Here is a 14,482-nt window from a genome sequence, read left to right on the forward strand (position 1 = left end):
CGGTGAACAAGGACCCGGAGGCGCCGATCTTCGAGCTGGTGGACTACGGCGTGGTCGGCGACCTCTTCGCCGTCCTGCCCCAGCTCACCGCCGAGGTCAAGAGCCGCAAGGGCTGAGCTGCGCGACCCGCCCGGAGGGCGCGACGGCCGTAATCGGCCGGCCGCGCCCTCCGGCGTTTCCGGGGCCCGTAGAGTCGGCGCCAGAAACCGACGCGGAGGGGCTCATGAGTCTGTTGACGGCGCTTCAGGAGGGGCACGGCGACACCGCCGACGCCCTGCGGATCGACGGGGTCGCGCTCTCGCGCGAGCAGTTGCTCGGCGCGGCCACCGCCGTCGCCGACCGGGTGGCCGGTGCCCCCGCGCTCGCGGTCCTCGCCCGACCCACCGCCGAGACCGTGGCGGCCGTGGTGGGCGGGCTGCTGGCGGGCGTACCCGTGGTGCCGCTGCCCCCGGACTCCGGCCCCAAGGAACGCGCGCATATCCTCGGCGACTCCGGCGCCGCGCTGCTCGCGCTCGCCGCCGGCGAGCGGGCACCGGAGGGGCTGGACGAGCTGCCCGGTCTCGACACCCTCCAGGTGGACCTGGCGCTGCGCTCGTCCGCCACCCACCCCGAGCCGGCCGGGGACGCCACCGCCTTCGTGCTCTACACCTCCGGCACCACCGGCGCCCCCAAGGGCGCGGTGATCCGCCGTTCCGCCGTGGCCGCCGACCTGGACGCCCTCGCCGGCGCCTGGCAGTGGACGGCGGACGACACCCTGGTCCACGGCCTGCCGCTGTTCCACGTGCACGGCCTGGTGCTCGGTGTGCTCGGCGCCCTGCGGACCGGCAGCCGCCTCGTCCACACCGGCCGGCCCACCCCCGAGGGCTACGCCCGGGCCGGCGGCACGCTGTACTTCGGCGTCCCCACCGTCTGGTCGCGGATCGCCGCCGACCACGAGGCGGTGGCGAGCCTTCGGGACGCCCGGCTGCTGGTGTCCGGCAGCGCACCGCTGCCCGTGCCGGTGTTCGAACGGCTGGCCGCACTGACCGGGCACGCGCCGATCGAGCGCTACGGCATGACCGAGTCGCTGATCACCGTCAGCACCCGGGCGGACGGCGAGCGCCGACCCGGCAGCGTCGGGCTGCCGCTGGACGGCGTGCGGACCAGGCTGGTCGGCGAGGACGGCGCGCCGGTCGCGCGGGACGGCGAGAGCGTCGGCGAGCTCCAGGTGGCCGGCCCGACCCTGTTCGCCGGATACCTCAACCGGCCGGACGCCGACGCGGAGTCCTGGACGGACGACGGCTGGTTCCGCACCGGCGACGTGGCGGTGATCGGGGCGGACGGGTTCCACCGGATCGTCGGGCGGGCCTCCGTCGACCTGATCAAGAGCGGCGGCTACCGGATCGGCGCCGGCGAGGTGGAGGCCGCCCTGCGCGACCACCCCGCCGTCGCGGACGCGGCCGTGGTGGGCGCGCCGGACGCCGACCTCGGCCAGGCCGTCGTCGCGTACGTGGTCGCGGACGGCGCGGTCACGGGTGAGCAGCTCACCGCGTTCGTGGCCGACCGGCTGTCCGTCCACAAACGGCCCCGGCGAGTGGTCCTGGTGGCGGAACTGCCCCGCAACGCGATGGGCAAGGTGCTGAAGAAGCTGCTGCTCCAGGAGCAGCCGGCGGGCGGTGGCGGGCACTTCTGACGGTCCGCCGCACGACCCGCCGCCACCTGCGGCACGACCCGCCGCCACCTGCGGCACGACCCGCCGCTGCGACCTGCGGCGGGACCTGCCGAGCCGCCTGCCCGGCGACCCGCCGCGCGGGCTCCCGGCCTGACGGACCCTCCGGAGTCGGGCCGTGCTCGGCTGACGGCCACTCACCGAGGGTGAACCACCCATTGGCTCCGCTCGTTGCGCGCCGTGAGCGCGGGCGTGCTTAACGTGACTTCCAGAACTGAACCCCGGGCCGCCGCGCCCGCGCCGCCTCAGCGGCCGGTGCGCATCCGGACCGATCGGCCTCCGGAGCAAGCGGCTTCCGGTCCGTGGCGCAAGGCCGCCGCGGACCGCCCGGGCCCCCGTCAGCAGAGGAAGTCAGTAGCAATGAACACCGTCGTGACCGGCGCTCCGAGCGCCCCGCAGACCGAGCCGACCACCGCGATCAGTGCCGAGCGGGCCCGGTCCCACCGGATAGCCCGGATCGGGCGGATCCGCCGGGGCCTCGGCCTGGTGGCCGTGATCGCGGCCGGGGCGGGCGTGATCGGCCTCGGCAGCAGCGTCGGCACCGCCGCCGCCGAGCCGGCCCCGGCGCACGCGGGCTGGGACGGCTCCAAGTACTGGTTCAGGGACGCGCAGGGCCAGTGGCGGTGGACGAGTCACTACGACGTCTACCAGCAGCGCACCGGCGCCGGTGGTGGCGGTGCGGTGAAGGTGTCGTCCGGCGGTGGGATCACGCAGGGCTGGGACGGTTCGGTCTACTGGTTCAGGAACGCGCAGGGCCAGTGGCGGTGGACGAGTCACTACGACGTCTACCAGCAGCGCACCGGTACCGGTGGTGGCGGTGCGGTGAAGGTGTCGTCCGGCGGTGGGATCACGCAGGGCTGGGACGGTTCGGTCTACTGGTTCAGGAACGCGCAGGGCCAGTGGCGGTGGACGAGTCACTACGACGTCTACCAGCAGCGCACCGGCGTCACGGCCGCCCCGGCGTCCTCGGACACCGCCGCCGCCCCGGCCGCCGCCGCGAGCGGCGACTTCGAGGACGCCGTGGCCTTCGCCCTCGCCCAGCTAGGCAAGCCGTTCAAAACGGCCGGCAACGGACCGGACGGCTACGACTGCTCGGGCCTGGTCCAGCAGGCCTTCCGGCGGGCCGGCGTCGAGCTGCCGCGGGTCGCCAACGACCAGTACGAGGCGACCACCCCGGTCAGCGCGGGCCAGCTGCGCCGCGGCGACCTGCTGTTCTGGTCCGAGGACGGCACCGCCCGGGGCATCGAGCACGTCGCCATCTACCTCGGCGGGAACCAGTACGTGGAGGCCGCCCGGCCCGGGACCAACATCCGCGTCTCGACCATCAGCAGCGGCTACTACCCGGACTACATGGGTCGCCCCTGACCCGTCCGCAGGAGCCGCCCGCCCCGTCCACGGGAGCCGGGGGTGCCGTCGGCGCGAAGCCGTCGGCACCTCCGGCATGCCCGGCGGGGCCCGCTCGCCGGTCCGGGCCGGGGGTAGGGTCTGGTGCTGTGAGCAGCGAGCAGGCCCGGGTGGCGGCCATCGACATCGGCGGTACGAAGATCGCGGGCGCGCTGGTCGGGTCGGAGGACGGCCTGCTGTCCGCCCGCACCCAGCGGCCGACCCCCGCGAAGGAGCCCGGCGAGCGGGTGTTCGCGGCCGTCGCCGAGGTGCTGGCCGAGCTGCGCCGGGCGCCGCAGTGGGCCCGGGTGGAGCGGATCGGGCTCGGCAGCGCCGGGCCGGTGGACGGCCGGCGCGGGCTGGTCAGCCCGGTGAACATCGCCGGCTGGCGGGACTTCCCGCTGGTCGAGCGGGTGCGCGAGCTGGCCCCCGGGTTGCCCGTGGTGCTGACCGGCGACGGCGTGGCGATGGCCGCGGCCGAGCACTGGCGGGGCGCGGCGCGCGGCTACGACAACGCGCTCTGCATGGTGGTCTCGACCGGTGTCGGCGGCGGCCTGGTCCTGGGCGGGGCGCTCCACCCGGGGCCCACCGGCAACGCCGGCCACATCGGTCACATCAGCGTCGACCTGGACGGCGACCTCTGCCCCTGCGGGGGCCGCGGGTGCCTGGAGAGCCTCGCCAGCGGTACCGCGATCGCGCGCCGGGCGGCCGCGGCGGGCTGGCGCCCGGCCGGGGGCGACGCCTCGGCCGCGGCCGTCGCGGAGTCCGCCCGGCAGGGCGACCCGATCGCACGGGAGGCCTTCGACCGCGCCGCGCAGGCGCTGGCGGCGGGGATCGCGGCCACCGCGACGCTGGTCGAACTGGAGGTGGTGGTGATCGGCGGCGGCGTCGCCCAGGCCGGCGAGCTGCTGTTCGGCCCGTTGGAGAAGTGGCTCGGCTCGTACGCGGCGCTCTCCTTCGTCCGGGGGATCGAGGTCGTGCCGGCGCTGCTGGGCACCGACGCGGGCCTGGTCGGCGCGGCGGCGGCCGCGTTGCGGGCCGGCGGTCACTGAGCGGATCGGCGCCGCCCCCGGGGCGTCCGCCGGGCGGCGGTGGCGCGAGGCGGGCCGCCGTGCCCGGCCTGGCACATGCCGCTGACAAGCGGTGAGGCCGGTAAGTGACGGTGGGTGAGAGGGCGAGGTATGGGGACGGCCGCGCAGCGGGTACCACCTTCACTGGCGCCGGCCGCGGGTGGCCGGGCCGCGCGCCCGGCGGCGATCGCCGCCGGGCTGATCTAGGGCAGGGGACGTCGTGATCGTCTGGGTCAATGGCACGTTCGGCGCGGGTAAGACCAGCGCCTGTCGCGAGCTGGTGGAACTGCTCCCGGGGAGCCTGCTGTTCGATCCCGAGCTGGTCGGGTACGGCCTGGCCCGGATGCTGCCGGCCGAGCGGGCCGCCGAACTGTCCGACTTCCAGGACCTGCCGTCCTGGCGTCGGCTGGTGCCGGAGTACGCCGCGGCGCTGCTCGCGGAGGTGCCCGGCCCGCTGGTCGTCCCGATGACCGTGCTGCGCGAGGAGTACCGCGACGAGATGTTCGGCGGTCTGGCCGCCCGCGGTCTCGCGGTGCACCACTTCGTACTGGACCCGGCGGAAACGATCCTGCAGTCCCGGATCGAGGCCCGCGAGGAGTACCCCGGGCAGCCGGAGCGCAGCGCCCGCGTCCGGGAGTGGTGCCTGGAGCACCTGCCCCGCTACCGCGCCGCCCGGCGCTGGCTCAGCCGCGACGCCGAACTGCTCGACACCGGCGGGCTGACCCCGCGCCAGACCGCCGAGCGGCTCGCCGCGCTCGTCCGGGACGGCGCCGCCCGCTGCCCCATCGTGCAGAGCGCCGACACCACCGGGGACACCGTGGCCGCCGCCGTGCTGCTCTTCGACGAGCAGGACCGGGTGCTGCTCGTCGACCCCGTCTACAAGCCGGCCTGGGAGTTCCCCGGCGGTGTGGTGGAACGCGGCGAGGCCCCCACCGACGCGGCCCTGCGGGAGACCGCCGAGGAGCTCGGCCTGCGCCTGGACGCCGCCGACCTGCGGTTGCTCGCCGTCGACTGGGAGCCCAGAACCGGCCCGCGCCGCGGCGGCCTGCGGCTGGTCTACGACGGCGGCCGGCTCGACGCCCCGGCCCGCGGCGCCCTGCGGCTGCAGGCCGAGGAACTGCGCGGCTGGCGCTTCGTCACCCTCGACGAGGCCGCCGGCCTGCTCACCCCCGGCCGGCACCGGCGGCTGGCCGCCGCCCTGGACGCCCGCCGCCGCGGCGAGCTGCGCTACCTGGAGGCCGGTCTGCCGGCCGCCGAGGGCGTCACCACCGGACGGCTGGCGGCTGGCGGCCTGGCCGGCGCGGTCGACGCCGCCTGAGCGCGGACCGGCCCGGCGCCGCGGGTCCGCTCACCCGCGGTGCGAGGCCGATCGTCCGCGCGGCCCCGGGGTTCACCGGCGACGCCGGAGCGGACGGGGCAGGATGGGACCCATGCCGTTCACCCTCAGCCATGTCGCCGCCGCCCTGCCCTTCCTGGACGGCACCAGGGCGCGCGGCCCGCTGGTCGCCTCGGCCCTGGTCGCCGGGTCGATGGCCCCCGACGTCCTGTTCTTCGCCGACTCGCTGCTGCCGGGGGTCTACGGCCGGGGCGAGCTGACCCACCACTGGTGGGCGGTGCCGACCGCGGACGTGGCGCTCGCCGCCGCCCTGGTGGCCGGCTGGCACGGCCTGCTGCGCGGGCCGCTGGTCGCGCTGCTGCCCGAGCGCTGGGCCCCCGCCGCCGAGTCGATGACCGCGCCCGGCCCGTGGCGGCGGCCCGGCGCCGAGCGGGCCGCCTGGTTCGCCCTCTCGGCGGCGCTCGGCGCGGCCACCCACGTCGGCTGGGACGCCTTCACCCACGGCGGCCGGTTCGGGGTCGTGCTGCCCGTGCTGAACACCCCGGTCGTGGGTGGCCTGCCGCTCTACACCGTGCTCCAGTACGGCTCCTCGGCCGTCGCCCTCGCCGTGCTGGCGCGGTACCTGGTCCGCCAGGCGCGCCGGGCCGAGCCGCGTCCGCCCGAGCTGCGCCTGCCCACCGGGGTGCGCCGGGCCGCCGTCGGGCTGCTCGCGGCGGCGACGGCGGCCGGGGCGGCGCACCGCCTGGCGGGGACGGACCGGCAGCTGATCGCGGAGTTCTGCTTCGGCGCCGGCGCCGGACTCGCGGTGGGCGCGGCCGGGTACGCGACGGCCGTGCGGCTCTGGCAGTGGCGCCGCGGCCGGCCCGGCCCGGGCCCCGCCCACGAGCGGGACCGCGGACCGGACCGGGCCAGGACTCAGCCCCGGCGGGCCTCGGCGTAGTTGCGCAGGAACAGCGCCTCGGTGAGTGCCATCAGCTCCAGCTCCCGGGGGTCGACGCTCTCGTTCACCGCGTGGATCCGGGTGGTCGGCTCCTCGACGCCGATCAGGATGATCTCCGCCTCCGGGTACAGCGTGCGCAGGGTGCTGCACAGCGGGATCGAGCCACCCTCGCCCGAGGAGGCCATCTCCTTGCCGAAGGCCTCCAGCATCGCCGCGCCCATCGCCTCGTAGGCCGGCCCCGAGGTGTCCGCGCTGAACGCCTCGCCGCTGCTGAGCCGCTCCACCGACACCCGGGCGCCGAACGGCACCGCGGCCTCCAGGTGCGTCACCAGGGCCTGCTGCGCGGCGGCGGTGGTCACGCCCGGCGGCACCCGCAGGCTCACCAGCGCCTTGGCAGCGGCCTGGACGGAGGAGGTGGCGCCGATCACCGGCGGCGCGTCGATGCCGAGCACCGTGACGGCGGGCCGGGCCCAGAGGCGGTCCGCGACGCTGCCGGTGCCCACCAGGCGTACGCCGTCCAGCACCCCGGCGTCGGCGCGGAACTGCTCCTCCGGGTACTGCACGCCGGGCCACTCCTGGTCCGCCGCCAGGCCCGCGACGGTGAGCGCGCCCTGCTCGTCGTGCAGCGAGGCGAGCGCCCGGACCAGGGCCTGCAGGGCGTCCGGGGCGGCGCCGCCGAAGGCGCCCGAGTGCAGGTTGCCGGCCAGCGTGCGGACGGACACCTCGACCACGGTCATCCCGCGCAGCGAGGTCGTCACGGTCGGCAGGCCGGCGGTGAAGTTGCCGGCGTCGCCGATCACGATCGCGTCCGCGGCCAGCAGCTCCGGGTGCGCCTCGGCGTACCGCTCCAGCCCGCCGGTGCCCTGCTCCTCGGAGCCCTCGACGATCACCTTCAGGCTCACCGGGTACGAGCCGTCCACCGCGCGCAGTGCCCGCAGGGCCGTCAGGTGCATCAGGATGTTGCCCTTGCAGTCCGCGGCGCCGCGCCCGTACCAGCGCCCGTCACGCTCCGTCAGCTCGAAGGCGGGGCTGGCCCAGGCCGCCTCGTCCAGCGGCGGCTGCACGTCGTAGTGCGAGTAGAGCAGTACGGTCGGCGCACCGGCCGGGCCGGGAAGTTCGGCGTAGACGGACTGGGTGCCGTCCGGGGTGTCCAGGATCCGCACGTCCGTCAGGCCCTCCGCGGCGAAGGCGTCGGCGACCCAGCGGGCCGCCTTCTCGCACTCCTCGACCGGGAACTGCCGGGGGTCGGCCACCGACGGGAACGCCACCAGCTCGGCGAGGTCGGCGCGGGCCCGCTCCATCAGGGTGCTGACGGTGTCGGCCAGGGACTGCTGCGGCATCGGGGCTCTCCAGGTTCTCCGAGGGGGTGGTTCGGGTGAACGCGACCGGGGGATGCTGCCGATCATAGAGGTGCGCGCAGGCGGCTCCGCGGGGGAATCTGACACGACCGTGGCGGCGGTCGGCGACCCGGCCCGGCGGACGCATAGGATTGCTCGACGTGACAGACTCCGGTAGCCCCGTTTCCCGCAGCCCGCTCGGTGCAGACCGCCCGGCGGGTGCAGACAGTCCGGTCGCCGCAGAACCCGCCGGGGCCGGGCCCGGGCCCGAACCCCTCGACGGCGTCTGGGACGTGGTCGTGGTCGGCGCCGGGCCGGCCGGCTCCTCGGCGGCCCACGCCGCGGCCGCGCAGGGCCGGCGGGTACTGCTGCTCGACAAGGCCGAGCACCCCCGGTACAAGACCTGCGGCGGCGGCATCATCGGCCCCTCCCGGGACAGCCTGCCGCCGGACTTCGTCCTGCCGCTGCAGGACCGCGTGCACGCCGTCACCTTCGCCTACGACGGCCGCTTCACCCGCACCCGGCGCTCCCGCCGGATGCTGTTCGGCCTGGTCAACCGGGACGAGTTCGACCTGCGCCTGGTGCAGGCCGCGAAGGCGGCCGGAGCGGTGCTGGTCACCGGAGTGACCGTCAGCGGCGTCGAGCAGCGCGGCGGCGAGCACCGCACCGTCACCGTCACCGCCACCGACGGGCGCAGCTTCGAGGCCCGCGCGGTCGTCGGCGCGGACGGCAGCGCCGGCCGGATCGGGCGGCACGTCGGGGTGAGCTTCGACCAGATCGACCTGGGCCTGGAGGCGGAGATCCCCGTCCCGCCGGAGGTCTCCGCGCACTGGGCCGGCCGGATCCACCTCGACTGGGGTCCGCTGCCCGGCAGTTACGGCTGGGTGTTCCCCAAGACCGAGTCCGGCAGCCTCACCGTCGGGGTGATCTCCGCCCGGGGCGACGGCGAGCGGACCAAGAAGTACCTGGCCGACTACATCCGCCGGCTCGGCCTGGCCGGGTTCCCGCCGAGCGTGGAGTCCGGGCACCTCACCCGCTGCCGCGCCGAGGACTCGCCGCTCGCGCGCGGTCGCGTCCTGGTCGCCGGTGACGCGGCCGGCCTGCTGGAGCCGTGGACCCGCGAGGGCATCTCGTACGCGCTGCGCTCCGGCCGCCTCGCGGGGGAGTGGGCGGTCAAGGTCGCCGAGGCGAACGGCGCCACGGACGTGCGGCGCCAGACCCTCAACTACGCCTTCGCCATCAAGGCCGGCCTGGGCGTGGAGATGCGGGCCGGCAAGCAGATGCTGGCCGCCTTCGAGCGTCGGCCGCACCTCTTCCACGCGGCCGTCTGCCTGGTCGACCCGGCCTGGCGGGCCTTCGCCCGCACCACGCAGGGGCACACGACGTTCGCCCAGGTGCTGCGCCAGTACCGGGCGGCGCGGCGGCTCTCCGCGCTGGCCTCGCGCTGACCTCCGGCCACCGGTCCGGCGGGCTCCCGCGGGAACCCGCCGGACCGGTGGCCGCCCGGGCGCGGTGCACCCGGGGCCGGTCGTCGCGGGAGGCTACTTGAGACCGTTGTCGAGCGCGGTGATCAGGGTGCCGGAGGGAGTGTCACCGGACATCTCCCAGATCATGCTGCCCAGCAGGCCCTTGGACTTGAGGTAGGCGGTCTTCTGGCCGATCGACCAGGGGTCGTCGAAGGTCCACCACTGGCCGCCGGCGCCGGTGTAGCCGTAGGTCGAGATCGACTGGGTGTCGTGGTAGACGGTCAGGTTGGGGACGCTGGCCAGCAGGTTGTTGTAGCCCCTGGTGCCGGCCTCCTCGGCGAACTGGCCCGGTGCGGCGCCGGTCGCGGCCTGCCACTCGCCGTTCGCGCCGCCGGCGGTGACGCCCTGCCAGCCCCGGCCGTAGAACGGGAACCCGATGGTGAGCTTGCGCGGGTTCACCCCGGCGGTGAGGTAGGCCTGGACGGCGGCGTCCACGCTGAAGTGGAAGGCGTACGGGTCCTGCGCGTCGGCGTAGAGGTTGGCCTGGTGACCGGCGCGGTTCGGCTCCCAGGAGTTGTCGCTGCCGGCGCCGTGGAAGTCGTAGCCCTGGACGTTGGCGATGTCCAGGTAGCTGAAGATCTTCGACAGGTCCCAGCCCTGGTTGATCTTCACCGGGTCGGCCGGGGTGAAGGCGGTCAGCAGCTTGTGCGAGCCGCCGAGGGCGTCCAGCTGCTTGCGGAACTCGGCCAGCAGCAGGGTCAGGTTGTCCTTGTCGGCGGCGTTGTAGTGGTTGCCGGCGTGGCCGTCGGCCGAGCCGGGCCACTCCCAGTCGAGGTCGATGCCGTCGAAGATGCCGGCCCCGACGCCCGGGCCGCCCGCGCCGTTGTAGAGCGGCAGGTTGCCCTTGATCCAGACGTCCAGGCAGGAGGAGACCAGCTTCTTGCGGGAGGCGTCGGTGGCGGCCGCGTCCGAGAAGTACTTGGAGTAGGTCCAGCCGCCCAGCGAGACCACCACCTTGAGGTTCGGGTACTTCGCCTTGAGCTTCTTCAGCTGGTTGAGGTTGCCGCGCAGCGGACCCCAGCCGTCGTCGGCCACGCCGTCCACGGACTGCGCCGCGCTCATCGGGCGCGCGTAGTCGGCGTCCGCGTCACCGGCGCCGGTGCCCTGGTCCGGGTCCTGCGGGTTGGCGGTGGTGCCCTTGGTGACGCCGGCCAGGCAGGTCAGGTTGACCGGATCGATGTTCTCGAAGGCGTAGTTGATGACGTCGAGCTTGGCCGCGCTGCCCGAGGTGTCCAGGTTCTTCACGAAGTACTGCCGGCCGTAGATGCCCCACTGGGTGAAGTACCCGACCCGTGCGTACTTGCCCGGGCCGACCAGGTCACCGGTGCTCACGGTGAGCGCGTTGGACGCCGGCGAGGCGTTGTCCGCGGGGTCGCGGGCCTTGACGGTGAAGGTGTAGGCGGTGGACGGCGAGAGGCCGGCGACGGTCGCCGTGGTGGTGGCGCCGGTGACCGTCTGCACCAGGGTGGTGCCCTGGTAGACGTCGTAGGCGGAGATCCGCTGGTTGTCGGTGGCCGCCGTCCAGGCGAGCGTGATCGAGGACGAGGTGACCGCGGTGCTGCGCAGCGCGCCCGGCGCGGTCGGCGGGACGGTGTCGGTGGCCGGGTCCACCGTCCTCGCCGTGACGGCCGCGCTCGCCGGGCCGGTGTTGCCCCGGGTGTCCTTCGCCCGGACGGTCAGGGTGTACGCGGTGGCCGGGGTCAGGCCGGTGACCAGCACGCCGGTCGAGGCGGAGGCGGCCAGCACGGCGGCGCCGTTCAGCACCTCGTACGAGGCGACCGGGAAGTCCCCGGCGGTGGCGGCCGGCCAGCTCAGCGCCAGGCTGTGCGCGGTGGCCTCGGTGACCTGCGGGGTGCCCGGGGCCCCCGGCAGGACGTCCGAACTGCCGTCGCACTTGTCACCGTTGATCCGGCAGCCGGTGGGCGCCCCGATCGGGCCGTTCGCCACGAACCAGAAGCTGTACGGCTCGGTGGTGCCGTGCGCGGCGACGTTGGCGTTGTAGTAGGCGTTCTTCGCGGTGACGTGGCGGCCGCTGACGGTGGCGTCGCCGTTGTAGCTGCCGCTGACGGTCACGCCCGCCGGGAGGTCGAACTCCAGCGTCCAGCCGGAGACGGCGGTGGCGTTGTCGTTGTGGACGATGTAGGTGCCCTTCCACCAGGAGCCGTTGTCGGCGCTGGTGAAGGCGGCGGTGAGCTTGCCGGCGGCGTGCGCGGGTGCGGCCAGGGCGGTGATCGCGGCCAGCGGCAGGAGCAGCGCGGTGAGCAGGCTCAGCAGTCTGCGGCGCACGCGGCGGCGGGGATGATGCTTGACGGACATGGTTCTCCCTGTAGCGGTGGGGGTTGAACAGGGTGGTGCCGAACCTTGCGCGTGCGGGGAGCCTGTGCGGGGAGACCGGCCGGGCACGCGTGCGCGCACGTACGCCTTGCCGTGCGTGCGCCCGATGATCCGGTGCGTGTCCGATCGATGCCGCGGACTGTGGGGGTCCGGACACTAGGCAATGTAGGAGGACTGGACCAAAGCGTCAACAGGTCCATACCATTTGGGAGTTGGGCCCGGAGTCGCGGGCCCGCCCTCAGCGGGCGGACAGCTCGTCGCCCAGCGCGCTGCGCGCGTACAGCACCGAGCGGCCGTGGCGGGTGCGGGTGACCAGGCGGGTGTCGAACAGCACGGCCAGGTGCTGGCTCACCGCGCCCGGGGTCACCCCGAGGCGGCGGGCCAGGTCGGTGGTGGAGGCGGGCTCGGCGAGCAGGGCCAGCAACCGGGCCTTCGGGGCGCCGAGGAGCAGCTCCAGGGCGTGCGAGGTCGGTGGCGAGGCGGGTGCCCCGGCCATCGTCGCCTGGCCGCGCGCCGGGTAGCTGATCATCGGGGGGTGGTGGTCGCTGATCGAGGTGATGGCGCCCCGGGCGAAGAAGGTCGGGACGAACACCAGCCCCCGGCCGTCCACCACGACCTCCCCGTCCATCGACTCCCACTTGCGGTTGATCCCGAGCACCCCGTCCGTCCAGTGCAGTCGCGCGTCCAACTCCGTGAACAGCGCCGCCGCACCGCGGTGGGCCAGCACCCGCGAGCGGTACAGCAGGTCGGCCTCCAGGACGCCCCGCGCCCTCGGCCACCAGTGCGGCGCCAGGCAGCGCTCCCAGTACTCCTCGATCGCGTCCGCGATCCGGGCCAGCAGCGCGGCCGGGTCGTCGATCCCCGCCGCGAGCGGTGCGGGGAGCGCCCGGTCGTGCGGCAGGAAGGCCTGCTCCAGCTCGGCCCGCAGCCGCTCCGGCGGAGTGGCCCTGACCACCGCGAGCTCGGCGCGGAAGTCCGGCGCGGGGCCGGACGGGCGGGGCGTCAGGAAGTCCGGCACCCAGCGGTTGGAGGCGATCAGGGCGCAGAGCAGCGGCCCGCAGTCGAGCTGTTCGAAGGCCGGACGCAGCTCCTCGAAGGCCGGGGTGTGCCAGACGTACACCCCCGGGTGGGTCCACATCCGCAGGCTGAGCACCGCCTCCTGGAGCGGCGAGTAGGCGAACGAGGCCGCGGCCAGGTCGGCCAGTCCGAGCCGGAAGAGGTGCACCGCGGGCCCCTTCCTCCATGACGACGATTCAGGCCCAGCCTAAATGAGTTCTGCCCGGGCGCAGGGCGCGGTGGGATCGGCGCATGACCACCACACCCACCGAGGCGCCGGCCGGCCCGAGCGGTCCCGGCCCCCTCGTCGCCGCGCCCGCGAACCCCGGCCGCGGCCCGTCCCGACTGCTGCACCCCGACCCGACGGTGCGCCGGCTGGCCCGCATCACCCTGCTCAACTGCCTCGGCAACGGGCTCTCCCTCGCCGTCGCCGTCCTGTTCTTCACCCGGGTGCTCGGCCTCTCCGCCGCCCAGCTCGGCTTCGGCCTGACCGCCGCCGGCCTCTGCGGCGTCGCCGCCAGCATCCCGGCCGGCCGGGCCGCCGACCGCTGGGGCACCCGGCGGGTCCTGGTCCTGCTGGTCGCCCTGGAGGCCGTCGGCACGGCCGGGTACGCCCTGGTGCACGGCTACGCCGCGTTCGTCGCGCTGGCCTGCGCGGTGACGGCGGCGGACCGCGGCTCCTCCGCCGTGCGCAACGCGCTCTACGCCGAAGTCCTGCCGGCGGACCGCCGGGTGGCCGGCCGCGCCTACCTCCGGGTGGTCACCAACGTGGGCATCTGCCTCGGTACGGCGCTCGGCGCCCTCGTCCTCGAGGTGGACACCCGCGCCGCGTACGCGAGTGCGATCCTGCTCGACGCGGCCTCCTTCGCGGTGGTCGCCGTCCTCTACGCGCGCATGCGGATCGAGGTCCCGGCCGCCGGGGCCGGGACGGCCGGTACGGACAAGGCCGCTGCGGACATGGCCGGGACGGCCGGTACGGACAAGGCCGGTACGGACATGGCCGGGACGGCCGGTACGGACAAGGCCGGTACGGATCCGACGGGTACGGAGGTGGCGGGCGTCGGGTCCGCCGACGCCCTGTCGACCGACCCGGGCGAGGCCGGGCGGCCGGCCGGCCGGCGGCGGAACCCGGCGCTGCGCAACGGGCCGTTCCTGGCGGTGACGGCGCTCAACGCCGTGCTCTGCCTGCAGTTCGCGATGCTGGAGGTCGGGGTGCCGCTCTGGATCGTGCGGGAGACCGAGGCGCCGCGCACCGTGGTGGCCGCCACCCTGGTGGTCAACACCGTGCTGGTGGTCGCCCTCCAGGTGCGCGCCACCAGGGGCACCGAGCGCCCGGAGGCGGCCGCCCGGGCCTGCGGCCGGGGCGGGCTGCTGCTGGCCGGGGCCAGTGTGGTGCTGGGCCTGGCGCACGGCCTGCCGGCGGCCCTCGCCGCCGTGGTGGTGCTGGCCGGCGTCGCCCTGCAGGCCCTCGGCGAGGTGCTCAGCCAGGCCGGCGGCTGGGCCCTCGGCTACGACCTGGCGGACGACGGCGCGCACGGCTCGTACCAGGGCGTCTTCAACGCGGGCACCTCCGCCGCGATGATGATCGGCCCGGCGCTGGTCAGCACCGCGGTGATCGGCTACGGCCTGGCGGGCTGGGCCGTCCTGGGCGCGGTGTTCGCCGCCGCCGGGCTGGCGATGGCGCCGGCCGTCCGCTGGGCCGCGCGCCGGCGAACGGCGGCCGGCTCGGCGGCGGCGATCTGACGGCCGGTCGCTCCGCCGCAGGTCAGGGCGCTGCAGGTCAGGGCGCCGC

Annotated in this window: 10 protein-coding genes and 1 pseudogene; 8 read left to right on the top strand and 3 right to left on the bottom strand. The window is 75.4% G+C overall.

Annotated features, from left to right (window positions below):
- The 6 genes and pseudogenes from ACFTWP_RS29755 to ACFTWP_RS29780 all read left to right on the top strand — a co-directional run.
- Positions 1 to 116, top strand: a pseudogene (locus ACFTWP_RS29755) (electron transfer flavoprotein subunit alpha/FixB family protein); the annotation flags it as partial.
- A 107-nt stretch (positions 117 to 223) separates the two neighbouring features.
- Complete coding sequence (locus ACFTWP_RS29760; protein WP_380268019.1) at positions 224 to 1,672, top strand: acyl-CoA synthetase; 1,449 nt, start codon at positions 224 to 226, stop codon at positions 1,670 to 1,672.
- A 396-nt stretch (positions 1,673 to 2,068) separates the two neighbouring features.
- Positions 2,069 to 3,073 carry a C40 family peptidase gene (locus tag ACFTWP_RS29765; protein WP_380268020.1) on the top strand — a complete coding sequence of 335 codons (1,005 nt, stop codon included), beginning with the start codon at positions 2,069 to 2,071 and terminating at the stop codon, positions 3,071 to 3,073.
- A 128-nt stretch (positions 3,074 to 3,201) separates the two neighbouring features.
- Positions 3,202 to 4,143, top strand: coding sequence for an ROK family protein (locus ACFTWP_RS29770; RefSeq protein WP_380268021.1), 942 nt, complete (start codon positions 3,202 to 3,204; stop codon positions 4,141 to 4,143).
- A 238-nt stretch (positions 4,144 to 4,381) separates the two neighbouring features.
- Positions 4,382 to 5,479: an NUDIX domain-containing protein gene (locus ACFTWP_RS29775; protein WP_380268022.1), complete on the top strand. Its 1,098-nt coding sequence runs from the start codon at positions 4,382 to 4,384 to the stop codon at positions 5,477 to 5,479.
- Positions 5,480 to 5,591: 112 nt separating this feature from the next.
- Positions 5,592 to 6,437, top strand: a complete 846-nt coding sequence (locus tag ACFTWP_RS29780) for a DUF4184 family protein (protein WP_380268023.1) — start codon at positions 5,592 to 5,594, stop codon at positions 6,435 to 6,437.
- On the opposite strand, the gene ACFTWP_RS29785 is transcribed toward ACFTWP_RS29780, so the two are convergent.
- The gene (locus tag ACFTWP_RS29785) at positions 6,413 to 7,777 is read right to left on the bottom strand and encodes a dipeptidase (protein WP_380268024.1); all 1,365 of its coding nucleotides are present in this window, start codon (positions 7,775 to 7,777) and stop codon (positions 6,413 to 6,415) included. The two genes, ACFTWP_RS29780 and ACFTWP_RS29785, sit on opposite strands and share 25 nt — an antisense overlap.
- 158 nt (positions 7,778 to 7,935) lie before the next feature.
- On the opposite strand from ACFTWP_RS29785, the gene ACFTWP_RS29790 reads away from it, so the two are divergent.
- Entirely contained in the window at positions 7,936 to 9,222 is a 1,287-nt protein-coding gene (locus tag ACFTWP_RS29790; protein ID WP_380268025.1) for a geranylgeranyl reductase family protein, read from the top strand.
- Positions 9,223 to 9,315: 93 nt separating this feature from the next.
- Here ACFTWP_RS29790 and ACFTWP_RS29795 read toward each other — a convergent pair whose 3' ends face one another.
- Together ACFTWP_RS29795 and ACFTWP_RS29800 are read right to left on the bottom strand one after the other, a co-directional pair.
- On the bottom strand, positions 9,316 to 11,616 hold the full coding sequence (locus tag ACFTWP_RS29795) for a glycosyl hydrolase family 18 protein (protein WP_380268026.1): 2,301 nt from the start codon (positions 11,614 to 11,616) through the stop codon (positions 9,316 to 9,318).
- A 256-nt stretch (positions 11,617 to 11,872) separates the two neighbouring features.
- Positions 11,873 to 12,859 carry an ArsR family transcriptional regulator gene (locus ACFTWP_RS29800; RefSeq protein WP_380268027.1) on the bottom strand — a complete coding sequence of 329 codons (987 nt, stop codon included), beginning with the start codon at positions 12,857 to 12,859 and terminating at the stop codon, positions 11,873 to 11,875.
- Between the two features lie 83 nt (positions 12,860 to 12,942).
- Here ACFTWP_RS29800 and ACFTWP_RS29805 point away from each other — a divergent pair, with 83 nt between their 5' ends.
- Positions 12,943 to 14,433 (top strand): MFS transporter, encoded by a 1,491-nt coding sequence (locus ACFTWP_RS29805; protein WP_380268028.1) that lies wholly within the window; start codon positions 12,943 to 12,945, stop codon positions 14,431 to 14,433.
- The last annotated feature ends 49 nt before the right edge of the window (positions 14,434 to 14,482 follow it).

Origin of the sequence: Kitasatospora sp. NPDC057015, assembly GCF_042673745.1 — a bacterium.
Classification (GTDB): domain Bacteria; phylum Actinomycetota; class Actinomycetes; order Streptomycetales; family Streptomycetaceae; genus Kitasatospora.

Excerpts from the sequence above, each read along its gene's own strand:
- ACFTWP_RS29760 (WP_380268019.1), top strand. The coding sequence starts at position 224 with ATGAGTCTGTTGACGGCGCTTCAGGAGGGGCACGGCGACACCGCCGAC.
- ACFTWP_RS29765 (WP_380268020.1), top strand. The coding sequence starts at position 2,069 with ATGAACACCGTCGTGACCGGCGCTCCGAGCGCCCCGCAGACCGAGCCG.
- ACFTWP_RS29780 (WP_380268023.1), top strand. The coding sequence starts at position 5,592 with ATGCCGTTCACCCTCAGCCATGTCGCCGCCGCCCTGCCCTTCCTGGAC.
- ACFTWP_RS29785 (WP_380268024.1), bottom strand. The coding sequence starts at position 7,777 with ATGCCGCAGCAGTCCCTGGCCGACACCGTCAGCACCCTGATGGAGCGG.
- ACFTWP_RS29795 (WP_380268026.1), bottom strand. The coding sequence starts at position 11,616 with ATGTCCGTCAAGCATCATCCCCGCCGCCGCGTGCGCCGCAGACTGCTG.
- ACFTWP_RS29805 (WP_380268028.1), top strand. The coding sequence starts at position 12,943 with ATGACCACCACACCCACCGAGGCGCCGGCCGGCCCGAGCGGTCCCGGC.